Below are 19,701 nucleotides of genomic sequence, written 5' to 3' on the forward strand. Positions count from 1 at the left end.
ATAACAGGCGATGGATCAGACGATAAAAGGGGGCGCGCGAGCATGTCCACCGCTGTGGCGCTCGGCCAATAACAGGGGTGCGTCGGGCAATGGCAGAAATGGCTCCAGCTGGTGCCGGGGCAGGATGAGATGGAGGGACAGAATCAACGGTGGATTGAGCGTCAACAGCTCGCAATAGCCGCAAAGCTCCAGCGCCGACAGCCAGGCCGGTTCGCCGGCCGATGCCTGATCATGATGATCCTGTGCGGCAGGTGCCGGACCATCGGCGAGATGCTGATGCGGTTCGCTGGATGCATCGACCGCGGCCGGCTCCATCTGCAGCGCTGAATACAACGGGCCGACATGGATCATCAGCATGGCGAACAAGCCAAGCCAGATACTCAATGTAGACAGCCGTTTACGAACCACCAGTCAGTTCCTGCTGAATAATAACCCTGGACTCGGCAAGCCGAAGCGACTGCAACTACGAGCGCAGTGTAGACTACACTGCGCATCCGATTCCTTGGCTTAGATCAAATCCCGGGTTGTTGATCTGTATCAGCCGCCGTCGAGCGGACAGATTATAGACTGTGCGAAATAGCCATCATAACGACATCAATAGAAGACTATGCCCTCCATTGCCGATCTGCTTCGCCATCGCCTCAACTCCATGCTACCTGCCGAACTGGAGCCGGGCGAACGGCTAAAACTGCTGACCCCGTTCCGCCATCCGTTGCTGATCAGCCGCCACCGCGCAGGTTTGATAGTTGACCGGGTGCGTCTGTTTGCTTTGCTGTTCGCTCTGCTCACACCGCTGTGGGGGATAGTCGATATGCTCGCCTTTCCCTATCCGCTGTGGAGTCAGCTATTGGCGCTGCGATTGATAGTATGTCTGGCCTTCTTCAGCCTGCTGCTGTTCTACCACGAGCGCGGCCGCATGACCGATGCTTACCTGGCGATGTTCATTCTGTTCGCCATTCCTACGCTGTTCTATATCAGTTCCCACACCTTACTGGCCCATTATGATCTGACCGACATGCCCGCAGCAGTGGCGGCCGGTTACGCTTTTCTGCCTTTCGTGCTGATGGCCGGCCTGGCCCTGTTTCCGCTGACATTGCTGGAGAACCTGCTGGTCGCCCTGGTGTTGCTGATGGCGCAGGGAGTAGCTGGCTATCTGAATTGGTCAACGCTGAACTGGCCCTCCTTCGTCGGTGCCTTCTGGCTGCTGATATTGATTGCCGGTGTCACCAGTCTGGCCTGCATGAGTCAACTGGCATTCATGATGGTTCTGCTGCGCCAGGCGATCCGGGACGACCTGACCAAGGTATTCAGTCGCGGCAGCGGCGAAGAGATTCTGCAGATGCAATGGCATACCAGCCTGCGCAACAACAGTGCGCTGTCACTGGCCTTCATTGATCTGGACCGGTTCAAGGAGATCAACGATATCTTTGGCCATGCCATGGGCGATCAGGCGCTGCGCAATGCCAGCCAGCACATCCAGGACAGCATGCGCAGCTCCGACAGCCTGGTGCGTTGGGGAGGGGAGGAGTTCCTGCTGATCATGCCTGACACCGATATGACACGCGCCCGGCAGGCCCTGGAACGACTTCTCAGCAGCGGGCTGGGCTATCGGCCGGATGGCGCGCCGCTGACTGCCAGCATCGGCGTGGCTGAGCGCTACTATGATCGAGTCGATGTACCGCACAAGTTGCTGGAGCTGGCGGACCAACGCATGTACGGAGCCAAGCAGGCAGGGCGCAATCGCATCAGCGCCCTTTGATCTGGGATGGCGGTCTACTCCGCCGTCTGCAGATCCTCCACCAGCACCTTGAGGAAGCGCGCCGCCTCACCGCCGGTGACCGCACGATGGTCCACGGTCAATGACAGCGGTAATATCGGATGCACCACCACCTGGCCCTGGTGCGCCACCACCTGATCCCGAATCACCCCGGCACCGATGATCGCCACTTGCGGCGGCATGATTACCGGGCTGGCGTAGCGTCCAAACAGGGTGCCGTAATTGGACAGGGTAATGGTCGCGCCCATCAGCTCACGCGGCGGTATCGACCGGTTGCTGACATCCGCACGCAGCTGCGCCAGACCCTCGCGCAGATCCTCCGCCTCACGGTTGGCAACATCGCGCAGGACCGGAACGAACAAGCCATCTGGCGTATCTACTGCCACGCCCAGATCCACGTTGTCATGCTGCCTGACGCTCAGCCGCTTGCCGTCGAAGGCGACGTTCAGCGCCGGCTGTGCTGCGCAGGCCCGGGCGATAGCTCGCGCCAGACGCACCATGGGGTCGCGCGCGCCGGCAGCCCATTGATACAGATCGGCATCTTCGACGATGGTCACCGGCGCCACCTCGGCATGGGCCCGCGCCATGTTCCTGGCCATGGTGCGTCGCACGCTGCGCAGCGCCTCGCCAGTGGTCGGCAAGGCATCGGCGGCCTGCTGCACATCGGCGGTGGTCACCAGCCCACCGGGGCCGTTGCCCTTGAGCTGGGCCAGCTCAACACCCTCCCGCTCGGCCAGTTTGCGCGCCGCCGGCATCACCGCTTGCGGCTGAGCTTCGCGGCTGGAGGAGGCAGCGCCGATGATAAAATCGTCGGCAGCCAGATCGCTGCTGCCGCTGGCGCGCCCCAGATCCCCCACCACGGTACCGCTGTCTTCGCCCTCGCCTTCAAACTCCACCAGAGGTTCACCCACGTGCAACAGATCACCCGGCGCGCCAAAGCAGCGACTGACCACACCCGCCCGCGGCGAGGGAACCTCGACGATGGCCTTGGCGGTTTCCACCGAGACCAGCAGCTGGTCCACCTCCACCGCTTCACCTGCGGTGACGTGCCATTCGACGATTTCAGCTTCCTGCAATCCCTCTCCCAGATCAGGCAATTTGAACTGTTTCATTGGTCGTCCCCCCGCATGACCTGCTGACAGGCCTGATAGATACTCTGCACATCCGGTAGCCAAGCCATCTCCTGCCGGGCGTACGGAATCACACAGTCGAATCCGGTAACCCGCTGCACCGGCGCATGCAGGCTGTAGAACAGCTGTTCCTGCACCAGCGCCGCAATCTCAGCACCGGGGCCGTAACTGCGTGCCGCCTCGTGGACGATAACGCAGCGGCCGGTCTTGCCGACCGAGGCGAGGATGGTGGCGCTGTCCAACGGCTTGAGCGTGGCGACATCGATGACCTCGCAGCTGATGCCCTCCTCGGCCAGCCGGTTGGCGGTTTCCAGGGTCTCCTTCAATGCCGCGCCCCAACTGACCAGCGTCAGATCTGCTCCTTCGCGCAAGGTAAAGCAGGTATCCAATGGCAACGGCTGACCATCATCCTCTACCTGCTGTTGCACCGAGCGATACAGCCGCGAGGGTTCCAGAAAGATCACCGGGTCAGGGTCGGCGATCGCGGCAAGCAGCAGCCCATAGGCACGCCGGGGCGAAGATGGCACCACGACACGCAGGCCGGGTATGTGCGCCAACAGCGCCTCGGTACTTTCGCCATGGTGCTCCGGCGCGTGAATGCCGCCACCATGCGGCGTGCGCATGACCATGGGGCAACTCAGCCGGCCGCGGGTGCGGCTGCGCAGGCGACTGGCGTGGGAGATCAGATGCTCCATGCCGGCGTAGATGAAACCCATGAACTGGATTTCCGCCACCGGCTTCAGGCCCTGGGCGGCCATGCCCACGGCAATTCCGGTGATCAGCGTCTCGGCCAGCGGCGTATCCATCACCCGACGGAACCCGAAGCGCTCATGCAGTCCCACCGTAGCGCGGAACACGCCGCCATTGGGGCCGACGTCTTCGCCCAGCACCACCACGTCCGGGTCATCGGCCATGGCCCGATGCAGCGCCAGATTGACGGCCTCTACCATGCAGATGGTTTTGCGTTCAGTCATGGCCCGACCCTCCCTGGGCTGCCGCCCGGATCAGCAATTCATCCCGCTGCTGCTGGTAGCCGGCCGGCAGCTCGGCAAACAGGTGGTCGAAGGCGGCGCCCGGATCGGCCTCGGGCAGACTGCGGAACTGCTCCACCGCTGCGCTGATCCGTTCATTCAACTGACGCTGCAGTTGCTGTTCCCGGGCTTCGTTCCACATCCCCTGCGTGTGCAGAAATCGCTGCAGACGACCGATGGGTTCATGCTTCCAGGCCTCGCTCAGCTCCTCGGCATCGCGGTAACGACTGGCATCATCGGAGGTCGTGTGGTCGCCCAAGCGGTAAGTCACACATTCCACCAGCGTCGGCCCCTTCCCGGCCCGCGCGCGTTCGATGGCGGCATGGATGCGGTCATAGACCGCCAGCACATCATTGCCGTCCACCTGCTCACCGGGAATGCCCGCCGCCAGCGCCTTGTGCGCCAGGGTCGGAGCGGCGGACTGCAGGCTGCGCGGTACGGAAATGGCCCATTGGTTGTTGTTCACCACGAACACCATGGGCAGTTGCCAGACGCCCGCGAGGTTCAGGCTTTCCAGAAAGTCACCCTTGCTGGTTGCGCCGTCACCGCAGGTGGTGACCGCTACCCGCGGTTGCTGACGGATGCGAAACGCCGAAGCGACACCGCAGGCATGACAGGCCTGGGTGGCGATGGGCACGCAAATGGGGAAATCCTCCGCCGCGGTAGGCGCCGTCCAGGCACTGCCGCGCTCGTCGCCGCCCCAGTACAGCAGAATGTCCTGCATGGCGACGCCACGCTGCAGCTGCACGGCGGTGTCGCGGTAATAGGGAATCAGCACATCGGCGTCAGTCATTGCCCGGCCCAGGGCGGTGCCGATGGCTTCCTGACCCAGGGTCGACGCATATGTGCCGATCTGGCCGGTGCGCTGCAAGGCCACGCACTTCTGGTCGAAGGCGCGGACGAGGGCCATCTGGCGATAGAAATCGAGGAGCAGTTGCGGATCATCAACCCAGCCGGGTAATTCATTCAACGGCTGGCCGTGATCATCAAGATAACGGGTATAGGGAATCTGCACGGATAAGGGCATGGCTATCCTCCTGACCAATGGGGACGACCGACTTGTGGTCAACCGTCCGCAGCGCCGCCCGGGTAGGGCGGCTGCGACAGCGCAGGCGCGCTTGTCAGGCAGTATAGGTCAGGTTTCGCAGCGGCAAGGGTAGATCAGGGCACCGGCGGAGACTCACCCCGCTCCGCCGGCAATACCAATCGTGCCCGGTTGCGCCGCACATGGCGCATGCCCTCGAATACCAGCACGCCGACGGCGAGCCAGATCGCGATATAGGTCAGCCATTCATCAGGCGCAATACTTTCGCCGAGCAGCAATGCCACCAACACCAGCAATACCGGCTCCACATAGCCCAACAACCCGAACAGGGTAAAGGTCAGCAGCCGACTGGCCATGATGTAGGCGACCAGCGCCGCCGCGCTGAAAGCGCCCAATAGAGCTACCAGCGGATACAGTCGGGGAAATTCATCAAACAGACCAGGCGTCACGCCTCCCGCCCAGGCGAACCAGCTGGCGACCGGCAGGAGAAAGAGCATATCGAACCAGAAGCCGCCAAGATGATCAGTACTCCGGACCCGACGCAGAATGAAATACAGCGGATATCCCACCGCCACCGCAATCGTCTCCCAAGCCAGGCTGCCGGCCTGAATCAACGCATTCCCCACGCCAACAGCGGCACAGGCAATGGCCAACTTCTGCAGGCGTGACGGCTGTTCGCGAAACAATATAAACCCGGCCAGCACCATCGTCAGCGGTAGCAGGAAATAGCCCAGCGATACCTCCAGCGCACGACCATTGAGCGGCGCCCACATGAATAGCCACAACTGCAGCCCTACCAGTGCTGCACTGAGCAGCTGTACCAGCAACAGCACCGGACGCCGACGCAGGCGCCCGGCTATTTCCCGGGCCAGCGGCCAATACCCCGCCCACAGCATGAACAATGTGACGAAGGGGAAGGTCAGCAACATGCGCCAGCCAAATATCTGCTCACCGTCAAGCGGCGCCAGCAAGGTCGAAAAGAAATACAGTCCACCAAACAATACTGACGCCAGTACCGACAGGACTACCCCGATAGACATGTCACCTCCCTGCAGATATTGAAAGACCGAACCAACGCACTCCAGCTCAGGCTCCGCGAAGAACATACAATGCACACCGGTGAATGGATTGTCGATCCCCGCTTCTCCTGTCATTCTGGCGACTCAACCCATTCAGTGATGCTGTCATGTCCGCTTCTGTTGTCGTCCAGGTGGGAATATCTGTCACTCGCTCGGATTCATCGATAGCCGAGACGCTCGCAAAACACCTCGAACTCGCTCATGGGCAGGAGCTGCGCGCGTCACTGAAAAATATCAGCGGCCTGATACTGCCGCCGGAGAACTGCCTCGATATCGATGTTGCCGAGCTGGCCAGTACACGGCCTGACCTACCAACCGAAGAAGAGCACAGGTTGGCGGACCCATTGCGGCTGGACCACTTTCTCATGCGGGTGCATGCCTATGCCGGGTGGCAGAGGCTGAACGCATCGGGGCTGTCGCGCGGGGCACTAGTGGGCTTTCATTCGCGCTACAAGTACCAGCTCATGGCCAGCTCACCTCGCGCCTATCGGGAGCTGGGGCATCGCCTCGGCCAGAGTGCTGACGAGCCGCTGGAGCCCTTCGCCAAGGCCTATTTCAGCGCCCTGATGCAGGCCTTGGGCACACTTCCGACACCGGGTTTGCACACCAATGTACTGATGCACATAGGGGGTTACTTCAGACGCCATCTCGATTCTGCTGCGCGGCAGCAACTGGAAATCAGCATTCTGCACTACCGCCGCGGCATCGTGCCGCTGACCACGCCGCTGTGTCTGCTCCGCTATCATCTGAGCAGACATCCCGATCCTTATCTGTCCAACCAGGTTTATCTACATCCTCACACGCTGATCTGTGATGTCTAACTCTTCTGGAATAACGCAATGCAACTGATCTGGTTTCGCAACGACCTGCGCGTGCATGACAACACCGCATTGCTCACAGCAATGCAAGAGGGCCCCACCCTTGCGCTGTTTCTGCTCAGCCCTGGCCAATGGCGCACCCATGATGACGCCTCCGCCAAGGTCGACTTCCAGCTGCGCAACCTCAGGGTATTGGCTGACGAGCTCGAGCAATTGAATGTTCCGCTGTTGGTTCGCACGGCAGACACCTGGGACGGCGCGCCGACAGTGCTGACCGAACTCTGCCGCGAGCATCGCATCCGCGGCGTCCATGTCAACGAAGAGTATGGTGTCAATGAGACCGCCCGGGATCGATCCGTGGCCAGGCAACTGGCCGAACAGAAGGTCGGCTTCAATCCCCATCTTGACCAGCTGCTGTTTCGACCCGGTACGCTGTTAACGCGCGCGGGCAGCTATTTCAAGGTATTCAGTCAGTTCCGCAAGGCCTGCCTGCAGCAGTTGAGCCTGGCGCCGCCCCGCTGTCTGCCCCTGCCGCAGCCACAAAAGCCCATAGGCATTCACAGCGATCCGATACCCGCCAGCGTGACTGGTTTTGCCACCCCCGACGAAACACTGCGCGCGCATTGGCCAGCAGGCGAGCAAGCCGCCCGGCAACGTCTGCAGCTGTTTGCCGATGATCACCTGCATGAGTATGACGAACAACGCGACCTGCCCGCCGAACCCGGAACCAGCCAGCTGTCGCCCTATCTGACCACTGGTGTACTCTCGCCGCGCCAATGCCTGCATGCCGCGCTGATGATCAATCAGGGCGAGCTGGACAGCGGAAACACCGGCGTAACGACCTGGATCAATGAGCTGCTATGGCGGGAGTTCTACAAGCATATTCTGGTCGGCTACCCGCGCGTATCACGCCACCGAGCGTTCCGCTCGCATACCGAAGCTGTCCCCTGGCGCGATGCACCGGAGGAGCTGCTCGCCTGGCAGCAAGGGCGCACCGGCTTTCCGCTGATCGATGCGGCCATGCGCCAACTGCTTGCTACCGGCTGGATGCATAACCGGCTGCGCATGGTAGTGGCCATGTTTCTCAGCAAGAACCTGTTGATTGATTGGCGTCAGGGTGAGCGGTTTTTCATGCAGCATCTGATCGATGGGGATCTGGCTGCGAATAACGGCGGCTGGCAGTGGAGTTCATCGACCGGAACCGATGCGGTGCCGTGGTTTCGCCTGTTCAACCCAATCACTCAATCCCAGCGCTTTGACCCGCAGGGGCGCTTTATCAAGCACTGGTTGCCGGAATTAGGTGAGTTGGATCGGCGTGATATTCATGACCCCTCGCCCATTTCCCGGGCGATATGCGGCTACCCTGCCCCGATCATCGACCTGGCTGACAGCCGAGCGCGGGCATTGGCGGCATTCAGGAATCTGCCACCACCGGGTTCTGATCTGGATTGAGAGGGGGGAGTGGCGCGGTAGAGAGCCGAATTAGCCTCTGTACCGCGCCGGGAGGGCACAGTGCTTAGAGAATGTTCATCGGGAAGTCGATGAAGATGCGCACTTCGTTGCCGTCTTGGTGATGATTGCGCTCAGCATTACGGAAGTTATTCGAAACCCGCAATACAGAGCTACGCAGGCGCACGCTCATATCCTTGGCAGCGCCGCTCTGGACGACATATTTGAACTGGTTGAAGATTTCACGCTCGGTACCAGTACCGTTCGCACCCAAATCAATATCGGTGCCGCGGATATAGGCGATGTTATAGCTCAGACCCGGAATACCAAACTGGGTAAAATCCAGACCATAACCCAGCTGCCATGAGCGCTCATCTTCTTGGTTAAAGTCGGACCAGAAGGAGTTGGCAACCCAGATGGTAGTGCCACCATCACCTACAGCACCTTCATTCTGGTAGAAGCCATAGTTGTAACCGGTGTCACCGCTGCTGCGCTGGTAGGCCAGAGTGAAATCATGCGGACCGGTGGCGTAGTTGGCTGACAGGCTCCACAGGTTGTTGCGATCACCCGCGCCATCCCACTTCTTGTCCTGCTTGGTGCGGTAGCCGCTGAAGTCCAGGGTCAGGGTATCCCCTTCGTTCAGAGGGCGGATGTAATTCAGGTTGGCATACTGACGCTTGAGCACATCTTCAACATCCGAGGCATACAGAGCAGTACGGATATTGTCGTTGAACTGGTAGCTACCACCCAGCACCTCGATGGAGTTCAGCTCGCCGCTGTCACGACCTTCATCACTTTTGCGATGCTGGGCATGGAAACGACCGGCATGTACGGTCAGACCATCGATTTCGTTGGAGGTGATCATTGTACCGGTATAGGCTTCCGGCAGCAGACGGCTGTCGTCATGGCTTAGCACCGGCAACACCGGACGCTGGTCACCGTAGCTCAGCACGGTTTTCGAGAAACGTGCCTTGACCGCTGCACCAGCGTGGGCCATATCACGTTCAACATCCGTGATACGTGAACCTGCAGCAGGGTTAGCCGGATCGATCAGCTCACGATCAACCATAAAGAAGTCGATACCACCATTGCCAGCACGACCTCTACCACTGTCCAGACGATAGCCATACATACCGAAGGCATCCACACCGAAACCCACCTTGCCTTGGGTAAAGCCGGAGTTGAAAGTCAGAACCGCGCCCTGTCCCCATTCGGTGCTATCAGCACGGCCATCGTAATAATCACGATTCATATAGGCATTGCGCAAAAACAGATCAAGACTGCTGTCTTCGACAAAACCATTGGAATCCGCCTGGCTGGCAGCCAGTGCGGGAGCGGAGGTCATCAGAGCCAGTGCAATGGCGCTCAGTTTGTATTTAGTCATTTGGATGCCATAGATGCTGTTGTAATTAGTGTTGGACCCCATTACCAGCCAATAACTGCTGTAACGGGATGGTCACGCATTATCCATATTCTGAAAGGTTTTCCTAGCGCGACGAAAAGCCACATTCACGGGGGTTATGGCAATACCGGTAGCCATAACGCCAACGCCACCAGCGTCGCCAGCAGCACCGGCGGAGTGATCAACAAACCGATCTTCATATATTGCCCCCAGCCGATCCGGTAGCCCTTGCCGGCCAGCACGTGCAGCCAGAGCAAGGTCGCCAGGCTGCCGATGGGGGTGAATTTGGGACCCAGGTCGTTGCCAATGACATTGGCATAGATCATCAATTCACGCGTGGCAGCAGGCACCTGCGCCTGATCGATGGCCAGCGCACCTACCAACGTGGAGGGCAGGTTGTTCATCACCGAGGCGACAATCGCTGACAGGAACCCAGTTCCGACCGTGGCGATGAAATCGCCCTGTTGCGCCAGCCATTCCAGCGCCCGCGCACCGTAGCCGGTCAGCCCGGCGTTGCCCAGGCCATAGACCACCAGATACATGCCGATCGAGAACAGCACGATCTGCCAGGGCGCGCCGCGCAGAGCTGCTGTCACTGACACCACCGCGCCGCGCCCCAGCCGCCACCAGCGCCCGGCGATGGCCATCAGCAATACGGCTGCCGTACCGGTCACCAGAGCGATGGGGACTCCCAGAGGGGCCGTGACGAAGTACGCCAGCAGCAATATCGTCAGCAGCGGAAAGGCGGCGCGAAACACCAGCAGGTCCTTGATCGCCGATTGCGGCGAATCGAGTTCCGTCATCGAGTAGCGCAGCGGAATGCGTCGACCGAAGGCGATCCACAGCACGATCAGGGTCGTCATCAACGCCACCATATTGACCGGCACCATGACCGCCGCATAGCGATCAAAGCTGATGCCAAAATAATTGGCACTGACGATATTGACCAGATTGGAGATCACCAGCGGCAGGCTGGTGGTATCGGCGACGAAGCCGGTGGCGATGATGAAAGCCAGAGCCGCAGGCGGCGAGAAGTTCAGCCGCAGCAGGATGGCGACCACGATGGGCGTCAGCAGCAGCGCAGCGCCGTCATTGGCAAAAAAGGCAGCGATCACCGCGCCGAGCACCACAATCAACGGAAACAGCAGGTGCCCGCGACCGTTGCCCCAGCGGGCCACGTGCAGCGCCGCCCAGGTGAAGTAACCGGCCTCGTCCAGAATCAGCGAAATGATGATCAGCGCGACAAAAGTGAAGGTAGCGTCCCAGACGATACCCCATACCACTCCTACATCCGACCAGTGCACCACTCCCAGCAGCAGCGCCACCAAAGCACCGCCCAAAGCGCTCCAACCAATACCCAGCCCCTTGGGCTGCCAGATCACCAATATCAGGGTGACGACGAAAATAGCCAGTGCCAGCATCGAGTGACCTTGCGCTCAGTGGGTACTTTGGTTGACGCGCCGTGACACCGCTTCGGCGCTCTCGACCCGTTCCGAATAGCGATCGGTGAGGTAACTGGAGCGCCCACGGGTCAACCAGGTAAATTTCACCAACTCCTCACAAACATCGACCACCCGCAGATACAGGGGCGAAGCGCGCATGCGCCCCGCCTCATCGAACTCGGCAAAGGCCCTGGGTACCGACGATTGATTGGGGATGGTGACCATGCGCATCCAACGCCCGAGGATGCGCATCTGGTTGACGGCATTGAAACTCTGGCTTCCGCCGGAAACTTCCATCACGGCCAGGGTCTTGCCCTGGGTAGGACGGACACCGCCCAGCGCCAGCGGAATCCAGTCGATCTGCGTCTTCATTATCCCGGTCATCGCACCATGGCGCTCCGGACTGACCCAGAGCATGCCTTCGGACCACTCCGCCAACTCGCGCAATTCCTGCACCTTGGGATGGTCTGCATCGACATCATCCGGCAGCGGCAAGCCGGAGGGATTGAAGGTGCGTACTTCGCAGCCATACCAGCGCAGCAGTCTTGCCGCCTCTTCCGACGCCAGGCGTGAAAAGGAACGTTCACGCAATGATCCGTACAGAACCAGAATGCGGGGCGGGTGCTGTGGTGCATCCGGACCGGCCAAAGCCGCCACATCGATCGGATGCAGCTGCTCCGGGTCGATATTGGGCAGATCATCCAGGGTATCGGACTCGATCATTTCGCCTCTCCCGAATGATGGATGATCTCGCCGTCTTCCTTGGTGAAGGTGGCTACCGGATTGTCCAGCAGATCCAATACCCGCTCCGAAGGACGGCACAACCGGGCGCCCTTATCGGTGACCACGATGGGACGGTTGATCAGGATCGGATGGGCGATCATGGCATCCAGCAGTTGGTCATCGGTAAGGGCAGGGTCATCGAGATTGAGTTCCTCGTAAGGTGTCCCCTTGCGCCGCAGCAATTCCCGTGGAGGCAATTCCATCAGGGTAAGCAGTTCAACCAGACGCTCCCGCGTCGGCGGGGATATGAGGTATTCGATCACGTCCGGCGTCTCGCCGGAGGCCTCGATCATCGCCAGCGTATTGCGCGAGGTTCCACAGGCGGGGTTGTGATAGATCAGCGGTTTCATGAATTTATTCCTGACTCTTGGCGCATGTGTCTGGCGAGGTGTTGAGTGGATCGCAGACTTCCGGGTGACCTGCGCAGCAATCGCGCACCAGGAACTGAACGATGTCATTCATATGGGCCAGGTTTGCGCGATAGATGATCGACCGGCTCTGCCGACGAGAGGACACCCAGCCTGCCCGCTGCAATACGGCCAGATGCGCCGACATGGTGTTGTGCGGCACCGACAGTTGGCGCGCTATCTCGCCGGCCGCGAGCCCCTCCGGCTCATGCCGCACAAGAAGGCGAAAGGCTTCCAGACGAGTTTCCTGAGAAAGCGCAGCAAAGCCGACAACGGCATTATTTATTTCCATGCGTCCAAACATATAGACAAATGAAAAAACTGTCAATGCTTTATCTCTGGCAGCAGGCCTTGCGCGCTGGCGGTCGCAACGGAAAATATCCCGTAGCAATTACCCTCCCGCCGGCCTCTTCCAATCGACCCACGGTCATGTCAGTTTGAATCAACTCATGCATACTCAGGCCATGGAATTCAGTCTTCCACCCACCCCAAAGAGGTCCCGTTTCATGTGGTACAACGGCTTACTTGATCCATCTGGCTGGCAGTTGCTGGCAATTATTCTGGTACTGACGCACATTACCATCGTCAGCGTAACGGTCTACCTGCATCGCTATTCGGCGCACCGCTCGCTGGAGCTGCACCCTGCGCTGAAACATTTTTTCCGCTTCTGGCTGTGGCTGACCACCAGCATGAATACCCGCGAGTGGACCGCCATTCACCGCAAGCACCACGCCAAATGCGAAACCCCGGACGACCCCCACAGCCCGGTGCAGAAAGGTCTGTCGACAGTGCTGCGCAAGGGTGCCGAACTCTACATGGAAGAGTCGAAGAACGAGGATACGCTGCGTATCTACGGCAAGAATTGCCCGGATGACTGGGTCGAGCGCAACCTTTATGGACGCTTTCGCAACGCCGGTATCGTCAGCATGCTGCTGATCGATCTGGCGCTGTTCGGGGTGCTCGGCCTGACCGTCTGGGCAGTGCAGATGATGTGGATTCCGCTACTGGCCGCCGGCGTGGTCAACGGCCTCGGCCACGCCGTGGGTTACCGCAACTTCGAGTGCAAGGACGCGGCAACCAACATTCTGCCCTGGGGCATCCTGATCGGCGGTGAAGAGCTGCATAACAACCACCATACCTACCCCAACTCGGCCAAGCTGTCGGTGAAGAAATGGGAGTTCGACATGGGCTGGCTGTGGATTCGTCTGTTCAGCGCACTGGGTCTGGCCAGTGTACGGCGCACCGCACCGATTGCCCATCGTATCGAGGGCAAGCAGACCCTGGACATGGATACTGCCATGGCCATTCTCAATAACCGCTTCCAGATCATGGCGCATTACCGCAAACAGGTGATCAAGCCCCTCGCCCAACAGGAGATGCACCGGGTGGATGAGTCGGTACGTCACTTGTTTCGCCGCGCCAAACGCTTGCTGGGACGGGAGCCCAGCCTGCTTGAACCGCAGCAGGAGGCGAAGATCCAGACCATTCTGGAGCAAAGCCAATCGCTGCGTATCATCTACGAAAAGCGCCTCGCGCTGCAGCAGATCTGGACCCGCACCAGCAGCAACGGCCACGAAATGCTGCAGGCACTGAGCGACTGGTGCACCCAGGCCGAGGCCACCGGCATCAAGGCGTTGAGGGATTTTGCTGCGCAGCTACGCACCTACTCATTGCAGCCGGCCGTTCCGGCCTGACAACACCCGTAACAGGCGCCCCCTAAGCGGGCGCCCGGGGATCAAACCACTTCACTGGTCCGCGTAGCCGGGTGGACGAAGCAGTCGCGTGGACTATACTGCGACCGTACGCCGCAACACTCCCGATTCCAGAGTGGGACCCGGCGACAGGATTTCACTCGCTCAACGAAGAGGATCACCTCCCGATGGCTACTGCCGACCGAACCTATCTATACGCCCCTCACCCCTTGCATGCGATATTTCTCGCTGGCTCCATCCCCTTGTTTCTCGGTGCCATGCTGAGTGATTTCGCCTATTCATCGAGCTATCACATCCAATGGAACAACTTCGCCTCCTGGTTGATCGCCGGCGGACTGGTGTTCGCTGGCCTGGCCATCCTCTGCGGCATCATCGGGCTTTTCCGCGCCGATGGTCGTCATGGGCGCGCGCTGCTTTCCCTGCTGCTGCTGGTGGCAACCTGGATCATCGGCTTCATCAATGCCCTGATTCACGCCAAGGATGCCTGGGCGAGCATGCCTACCGGGCTGGTACTGTCGGTGATAGTCACGATATTGGCCTGTATCGCCGCCTGGTTGGGCTTGGCTCTGGTACGCACACGCACGGGAGGTGAAGTATGAAATATTCGAGCCTTTGGCCGGCCTTCCCGGTCTGCGCTCTCGCACTCTTCCTCAGCGCCTGCGGCGACAACGAAGGGGATCCGGAACAGACTTACGGCACCGTTGACCAGTTACCCGAAGCGCAGCGGGGATTGTTGCCCAACATGACCATCGCCGATCCCAGCGAGTGGGGCGATGATGTTCCGACCGTACCGGAAGGCTTCACCGTAACCGCGATTGCCACTGACCTCAAGATCCCACGTCAGACCCTGGTACTGCCCAATGGCGACATCCTGGTGGCCGAAGGCCGAGGGGGGAACGCCAAGCCACTGAAACCCAAGGATGTGATTGCTGGCAAAATCAAGGCCCAGGGCAACACCCAGGTCGAGAGCGGCAACCGCCTGACTCTGCTGCGCGACAGTGATGGTGACGGTGCCTATGAGGAGCAGACAGTATTTGCCGAGAACCTCAATGCACCCTACGGCCTGGCGCTGGTAGATAACAACCTGTATGTCGCCAACCAGGACGCCCTGGTCCGCTTTGATTACGAAGAAGGCCAGACCCAGGCCAGCGGCCCACCGGAGAAGGTCACCGACCTGCCATCGGCAATCAACCACCACTGGACCAAGGCAATGACCGCCAGTGAGGATGGCCGCTTCCTGTATGTCGGTATCGGCTCCAACAGTAACATCACCGAACGGGGAATGGACGCCGAGGTCAACCGCGCCGAGGTGTGGCAGATCGATGCCGAGACCGGACTGCACAAGCCCTACGCTACCGGCCTGCGCAACCCCACGGCTCTGGCCATGCAGCCAGGTACCGGCGTGCTGTGGTCGGTGGTCAATGAGCGCGATGAACTGGGCCCGGATCTGGTCCCGGACTATCTGACCTCGGTTCAGGAAGGTGGCTTCTATGGCTGGCCCTATAGCTACTGGGGCCAGAATGTGGATCCCCGGGTGAAACCGGAGGATCCAGAGAAGGTCGCCTCAGCGATCGTGCCGGACTATGCCCTGGGCTCGCACGTCGCGGCGTTGGGTCTGGACTTTTCCAGCGCAGCAATGGGTCCCGAGTATGCCGACGGTGTATTCATCGGCGAGCATGGCAGTTGGAACCGCTCCAACCCGGTCGGCTACAAGGTCATCTTTGTGCCCTTCAGCAACGGCCGCCCGTCCGGCCCGCCGGTGGACTTCGTCTATGACTTCCGCACTGAGGAAGGCAAAACCCGCGGTCGCCCTGTCGGCGTGACCGTGGATCCGGAAGGTGCACTCATCGTAGCGGACGATCTGGCCAATACCATCTGGCGGGTAACGCCGACCCGCTGACGGACGGTAGCACCCGCCCTTTTGTGTGGGTCGCTTTACAGAGCGCCAAGGTTTATCCTTGGCGCTCTGTCATGGCTCTAACGGTTGCAACGGATGCGTACCTATCTTCTTGGGATCACCCTGCTGCTGGCCAGCCCCGCGCTGCTTGGCTCCACTATCTACAAGTACACCGACGAAAATGGCGTCGTGACCTATACCGATGAGCGGGTACAGGGAGCACAGGTTTTCCTGTTCCGCGACAGAATGGTCGAGAATAATGACCGCCAGGTGTATGTGACCACACGCAAACATGCCGGTGGCGACACCCTGATGATCAAAAACGATCTGTATGTCCCCGTGGAAATCGAACTGGCGATCACCTCCGCCGAACACGTGCTGGGCGCACCTGCCAAGCCCGTGCGCTGGGTGTTGCCGCCACGGGGTAATATCCGCCTGCTGACACTGGCTCCGGATGGCAAAGGGACCCCGCGCTACCAACACAAACTGCAATATGCCCTGGGCGATCCACGCGCTGAGCATCATCCCCAAGCCTATCCACTGCCCTGGCGCGGCGGTCCCTTTCGCATGACCCAGGGCCCCGGTGGCCGCTACAGCCATTCCGGTCCGAAAGGTCGCTATGCAGTGGACATCGCCATGCCGGTCGGCACCCCCATCGTCGCCGCCCGCGGCGGACTGGTGGTGAAAACCGAGAACCAGCAGAGCGGCCGCGGCACCAACCCGGCCGGCAACTTCGTCCGGCTGCTGCATGATGACGGCACCATGGGCGTCTATCTGCATCTGAAGCAAGGGTCGGTCAGCGTCCGGGAAGGTCAGCGGGTGAGAGCAGGCGAGCTGCTGGCGCTGTCCGGCAATACCGGTAACAGCACCGGGCCGCACCTGCACTTCGTGGTGCAGAAGAACGTCGGCCTGAGCACGGTATCCATCCCGTTCGAGTTTTCCCAACCGGTGGACAGCCTGCCCAACTTTGCGGTGGGTGGAGAGCGCTGAGAGGCGCTGAAATGCAGGCAACAAAAAACCCGCCGAGGCGGGTTTTTTGTCAGTCGGGCAGATCTTATTTGATCTTGCCTTCCTTGTACATCACGTGCTTGCGTACAACCGGATCGAATTTCTTGATTTCGATCTTGTCGGGAGTAGTACGCTTGTTCTTGTCGGTAGTGTAGAAATGACCAGTACCGGCAGAGGAGATCAGACGAATCAATTCACGCATGGACCTGCTCCTTAGATTTTTTCGCCGCGAGCGCGCATTTCAGTCAGAACGACTTCAATGCCACGCTTGTCGATGATGCGCATGCCCTTGGCGGACGTACGCAGACGGACAAAACGCTTTTCGGACTCTACCCAGAAGCGGTGATGCTGCAGGTTAGGCAGAAAACGACGCTTGCTTCTGTTGTTAGCGTGGGAAACATTGTTCCCAGTCACCGGACGCTTGCCGGTCACTTGACATACTCGAGACATGGTTAACCCTCTCCAACCACTTGCCCAACCCGAACTGGTTGGAAGTCATAAAAAGAATCTGTTGTCCAGTCGAGGCAACCGTTCACGCTTCACTGTAAAACGCGGATTACAGGTACAGCCCCGAGAAGAGCGGAGCTTTATACCAAAATACGCCTGACCAAGCAACGATTTTTCGTGAATCCCTTTCATAAAAGCCCGCGCTCCGCAAAGGAAACCGGGTCGCCGTCGCCCACCACCAAATGGTCCAGCACACGGATATCCACCAGCGCCAGCGACTCCTTGAGGCGCCGGGTCAACTGCAGATCAGCCTGGCTCGGCTCAGCCACGCCCGACGGATGGTTATGGGTCAGAATCAGCGCCGCGGCATTGTGCGACAGTGCGCGCTTGATTACCTCACGCGGGTAGACACTGGCGCTGTCCAGGGTGCCACGAAACAACTCCTCGAAGGCGATTACCCGATGCTGGTTGTCCAGATACAGACAGGCAAACACCTCATGGGGCAGCGCCATCAGTTTACTGCGCAAGAAGTTGCGCACCGCACCCGGTGAAGTCAGCGCGTCGCCACGCTTGATATCTTCGAACAGATGCCGCCGGCCCATTTCCATGACCGCCTGCAGCTGGGCAAACTTGGCCGGCCCCAGCCCGGCGTGACTGCAGAAGCCTGCCTGGTCGGCCTGCAGCAGAGCGCGCAGACTGCCAAAGCCGTGCAACAGATCACGCGCCAGGTCCACCGCGCTGCGCCCCGGCAAGCCGGTACGCAGGAATATCGCCAGTAGCTCGGCATCGGAAAGCGCCGCAGCGCCCTGTAACAGCAGTTTTTCCCGAGGGCGTTCGGCCGCCGGCCAGTCGGTGATGGGCATGGCATGTGCTCCTTGCAGTCAGGCAGGCACGTACTTCCTTTTCGTGCTGGCAGAATCGGAGTATAGGCACGCACCCCAGCGCGGGTCGAGCCGTTCATGGGAGGCGCGTGACGTGGTCGGCATATGGTATCTTTAACGCCATTTGCCGGGCGTGCTGATGGGCAGCAATGCCGAGGGCTGGAGTCGATGATGCAGCGGTTGTTGAACAAGCAGGTAGTACTCGGAATCAGCGGCGGGATCGCTGCCTATAAAAGTGCAGAACTGGTGCGCCGGCTGAAGGACGCCGGTGCTGAAGTGCGCGTGGTGATGACCCGCGCCGCCCATGAATTCATCACGCCGCTGACGCTGCAGGCGCTGTCCGGCAACCCGGTGCATGGTGATCTGCTGGATCCGGCCGCCGAGGCCGCCATGGGGCATATTGAGCTGGCCCGCTGGGCCGATCTGGTATTGATCGCCCCGGCCACTGCCGACCTGATGGCCCGGCTGGCCACAGGCCGCGGCGACGACCTGCTGACCACCCTGGTGCTGGCCACCGATGCACCGGTGGCGCTGGCGCCAGCGATGAACCAGGCCATGTGGCGTGATCCAGCCACCCAGGCCAACCTGCAGACACTGCTGCAGCGCGACATCAAGATATATGGACCGGCCGCTGGCGAGCAGGCCTGCGGCGACATCGGCCCCGGCCGCATGCTCGAACCGACCGAGATCGCCGCGCGCTGCGCCGAGTGTTTCGAGCGCGGCCTGCTTACCGGCCGCCACGTGCTGATCAACGCCGGTCCGACCCGCGAGGCGATCGACCCGGTCCGTTACCTGTCCAACCACAGCTCCGGCAAGATGGGCTTCGCCTTGGCCGAGGCTGCGGTCGAGGCCGGCGCCCGGGTTACCCTGGTGACCGGCCCGGTGAATCTGCCTACCCCGCCCAGAGTCGATCGGGTGGATGTGGTCAGCGCTGCCGACATGCTCGCCGCCTGTGACGCCGCGTTGCCGGCGGACCTGTTCATCGCCTCGGCAGCGGTGGCAGACTACCGGCCAGCCAGCTGCGCGCCGGGCAAGCTGAAGAAAGATACCGGCAGCGACGCCGGCATGACTCTGGCCCTGGTACGCAATCCGGACATCCTGGCCACATTGGCCAGCCACAACCAGCGCCCCGGCTTCTGTGTCGGCTTCGCCGCCGAAACCGATGAGGTGCTCGACTATGCCAGCGACAAGCTCACCCGCAAGAACCTCGATCTGATCATTGCCAATGACGTCAGCCAGCCGGGAATCGGCTTCAATGCCGATGACAATGCCGTCACCCTGATCGACCGCAGTCTGACCCAGCAACCGCTGCCGCGCGCCAGCAAGCACAAACTGGCCCGCCAGATCATTGCCGTCATCGCCGCTCGCCTGAATACTCCAGCCTGAGGAAATA

The 19,701-nt window shown here is 60.5% G+C and carries 21 protein-coding genes; 8 read left to right on the forward strand and 13 right to left on the reverse strand.

The window, feature by feature from the left end; genetic code table 11:
- Positions 1–15: 15 nt before the first annotated feature.
- Positions 16–384, reverse strand: coding sequence for a DUF2946 domain-containing protein (locus tag BLU11_RS15955; RefSeq protein ID WP_090275076.1), 369 nt, complete (start codon positions 382–384; stop codon positions 16–18).
- A gap of 223 nt (positions 385–607) precedes the next feature.
- Between BLU11_RS15955 and BLU11_RS15960 the strand changes: the two genes are divergently transcribed.
- Entirely contained in the window at positions 608–1,759 is a 1,152-nt protein-coding gene (locus BLU11_RS15960; RefSeq protein WP_090275077.1) for a GGDEF domain-containing protein, read from the forward strand.
- Between the two features lie 14 nt (positions 1,760–1,773).
- On the opposite strand, the gene BLU11_RS15965 is transcribed toward BLU11_RS15960, so the two are convergent.
- The 4 genes from BLU11_RS15965 to rarD form a co-directional block, all read right to left on the reverse strand.
- Positions 1,774–2,889 carry a dihydrolipoamide acetyltransferase family protein gene (locus BLU11_RS15965; protein ID WP_090275078.1) on the reverse strand — a complete coding sequence of 372 codons (1,116 nt, stop codon included), beginning with the start codon at positions 2,887–2,889 and terminating at the stop codon, positions 1,774–1,776.
- Entirely contained in the window at positions 2,886–3,881 is a 996-nt protein-coding gene (locus BLU11_RS15970) for an alpha-ketoacid dehydrogenase subunit beta (protein ID WP_090275079.1), read from the reverse strand. The genes BLU11_RS15965 and BLU11_RS15970 overlap by 4 nt, the downstream gene beginning before the upstream one ends.
- A complete protein-coding gene (gene pdhA, locus BLU11_RS15975) occupies positions 3,874–4,965 on the reverse strand; it encodes a pyruvate dehydrogenase (acetyl-transferring) E1 component subunit alpha (protein ID WP_090275081.1) in 1,092 nt (363 codons plus the stop codon). Before pdhA ends, BLU11_RS15970 begins: the two co-directional genes overlap by 8 nt.
- A 134-nt stretch (positions 4,966–5,099) precedes the next feature.
- Positions 5,100–6,023: an EamA family transporter RarD gene (gene rarD, locus BLU11_RS15980; RefSeq protein WP_090276593.1), complete on the reverse strand. Its 924-nt coding sequence runs from the start codon at positions 6,021–6,023 to the stop codon at positions 5,100–5,102.
- A gap of 146 nt (positions 6,024–6,169) precedes the next feature.
- Between rarD and BLU11_RS15985 the strand changes: the two genes are divergently transcribed.
- Together BLU11_RS15985 and phrB are read left to right on the forward strand one after the other, a co-directional pair.
- Positions 6,170–6,883 (forward strand): YbgA family protein, encoded by a 714-nt coding sequence (locus BLU11_RS15985; RefSeq protein WP_157718704.1) that lies wholly within the window; start codon positions 6,170–6,172, stop codon positions 6,881–6,883.
- A gap of 18 nt (positions 6,884–6,901) precedes the next feature.
- Entirely contained in the window at positions 6,902–8,332 is a 1,431-nt protein-coding gene (gene phrB / locus BLU11_RS15990; RefSeq protein ID WP_090275085.1) for a deoxyribodipyrimidine photo-lyase, read from the forward strand.
- A 64-nt stretch (positions 8,333–8,396) separates the two neighbouring features.
- Here the strand turns inward: phrB and BLU11_RS15995 are convergent, their stop codons facing one another.
- From BLU11_RS15995 to BLU11_RS16015, 5 genes are all read right to left on the reverse strand, one after another.
- On the reverse strand, positions 8,397–9,713 hold the full coding sequence (locus tag BLU11_RS15995; protein WP_090276595.1) for an OprD family outer membrane porin: 1,317 nt from the start codon (positions 9,711–9,713) through the stop codon (positions 8,397–8,399).
- 134 nt (positions 9,714–9,847) lie between these two features.
- A complete protein-coding gene (locus BLU11_RS16000) occupies positions 9,848–11,152 on the reverse strand; it encodes an arsenic transporter (protein WP_090275087.1) in 1,305 nt (434 codons plus the stop codon).
- A 15-nt stretch (positions 11,153–11,167) separates the two neighbouring features.
- On the reverse strand, positions 11,168–11,896 hold the full coding sequence (arsH, locus tag BLU11_RS16005) for an arsenical resistance protein ArsH (protein WP_090275089.1): 729 nt from the start codon (positions 11,894–11,896) through the stop codon (positions 11,168–11,170).
- The gene (gene arsC, locus BLU11_RS16010; protein WP_090275091.1) at positions 11,893–12,306 is read right to left on the reverse strand and encodes an arsenate reductase (glutaredoxin); all 414 of its coding nucleotides are present in this window, start codon (positions 12,304–12,306) and stop codon (positions 11,893–11,895) included. Before arsC ends, arsH begins: the two co-directional genes overlap by 4 nt.
- A gap of 4 nt (positions 12,307–12,310) precedes the next feature.
- Positions 12,311–12,754, reverse strand: a complete 444-nt coding sequence (locus BLU11_RS16015) for an ArsR/SmtB family transcription factor (RefSeq protein ID WP_231702223.1) — start codon at positions 12,752–12,754, stop codon at positions 12,311–12,313.
- 115 nt (positions 12,755–12,869) lie between these two features.
- On the opposite strand from BLU11_RS16015, the gene desA reads away from it, so the two are divergent.
- The 4 genes from desA to BLU11_RS16035 all read left to right on the forward strand — a co-directional run bounded on the left by desA (position 12,870) and on the right by BLU11_RS16035 (position 16,962).
- Positions 12,870–14,057, forward strand: a complete 1,188-nt coding sequence (gene desA / locus BLU11_RS16020; RefSeq protein ID WP_090275093.1) for a delta-9 fatty acid desaturase DesA — start codon at positions 12,870–12,872, stop codon at positions 14,055–14,057.
- A gap of 185 nt (positions 14,058–14,242) precedes the next feature.
- Positions 14,243–14,674, forward strand: coding sequence for a DUF2231 domain-containing protein (locus BLU11_RS16025; protein ID WP_090275095.1), 432 nt, complete (start codon positions 14,243–14,245; stop codon positions 14,672–14,674).
- On the forward strand, positions 14,671–15,975 hold the full coding sequence (locus BLU11_RS16030; protein ID WP_090275097.1) for a PQQ-dependent sugar dehydrogenase: 1,305 nt from the start codon (positions 14,671–14,673) through the stop codon (positions 15,973–15,975). Before BLU11_RS16025 ends, BLU11_RS16030 begins: the two co-directional genes overlap by 4 nt.
- A 93-nt stretch (positions 15,976–16,068) precedes the next feature.
- Positions 16,069–16,962, forward strand: coding sequence for a peptidoglycan DD-metalloendopeptidase family protein (locus BLU11_RS16035; protein ID WP_090275099.1), 894 nt, complete (start codon positions 16,069–16,071; stop codon positions 16,960–16,962).
- Positions 16,963–17,026: 64 nt separating this feature from the next.
- Here BLU11_RS16035 and rpmG read toward each other — a convergent pair whose 3' ends face one another.
- The 3 genes from rpmG to radC all read right to left on the reverse strand — a co-directional run bounded on the left by rpmG (position 17,027) and on the right by radC (position 18,290).
- Positions 17,027–17,182 (reverse strand): 50S ribosomal protein L33, encoded by a 156-nt coding sequence (gene rpmG / locus BLU11_RS16040; RefSeq protein ID WP_022960960.1) that lies wholly within the window; start codon positions 17,180–17,182, stop codon positions 17,027–17,029.
- Between the two features lie 11 nt (positions 17,183–17,193).
- Positions 17,194–17,430 carry a 50S ribosomal protein L28 gene (rpmB, locus tag BLU11_RS16045; RefSeq protein WP_090275102.1) on the reverse strand — a complete coding sequence of 79 codons (237 nt, stop codon included), beginning with the start codon at positions 17,428–17,430 and terminating at the stop codon, positions 17,194–17,196.
- A gap of 185 nt (positions 17,431–17,615) precedes the next feature.
- Positions 17,616–18,290, reverse strand: coding sequence for a RadC family protein (gene radC, locus BLU11_RS16050; protein WP_090275104.1), 675 nt, complete (start codon positions 18,288–18,290; stop codon positions 17,616–17,618).
- A 189-nt stretch (positions 18,291–18,479) separates the two neighbouring features.
- On the opposite strand from radC, the gene coaBC reads away from it, so the two are divergent.
- The gene (coaBC, locus tag BLU11_RS16055) at positions 18,480–19,694 is read left to right on the forward strand and encodes a bifunctional phosphopantothenoylcysteine decarboxylase/phosphopantothenate--cysteine ligase CoaBC (RefSeq protein WP_090275106.1); all 1,215 of its coding nucleotides are present in this window, start codon (positions 18,480–18,482) and stop codon (positions 19,692–19,694) included.
- Positions 19,695–19,701 lie beyond the last annotated feature (7 nt).

The organism is Halopseudomonas litoralis, assembly GCF_900105005.1.
Taxonomy (GTDB): Bacteria; Pseudomonadota; Gammaproteobacteria; order Pseudomonadales; family Pseudomonadaceae; genus Halopseudomonas; species Halopseudomonas litoralis.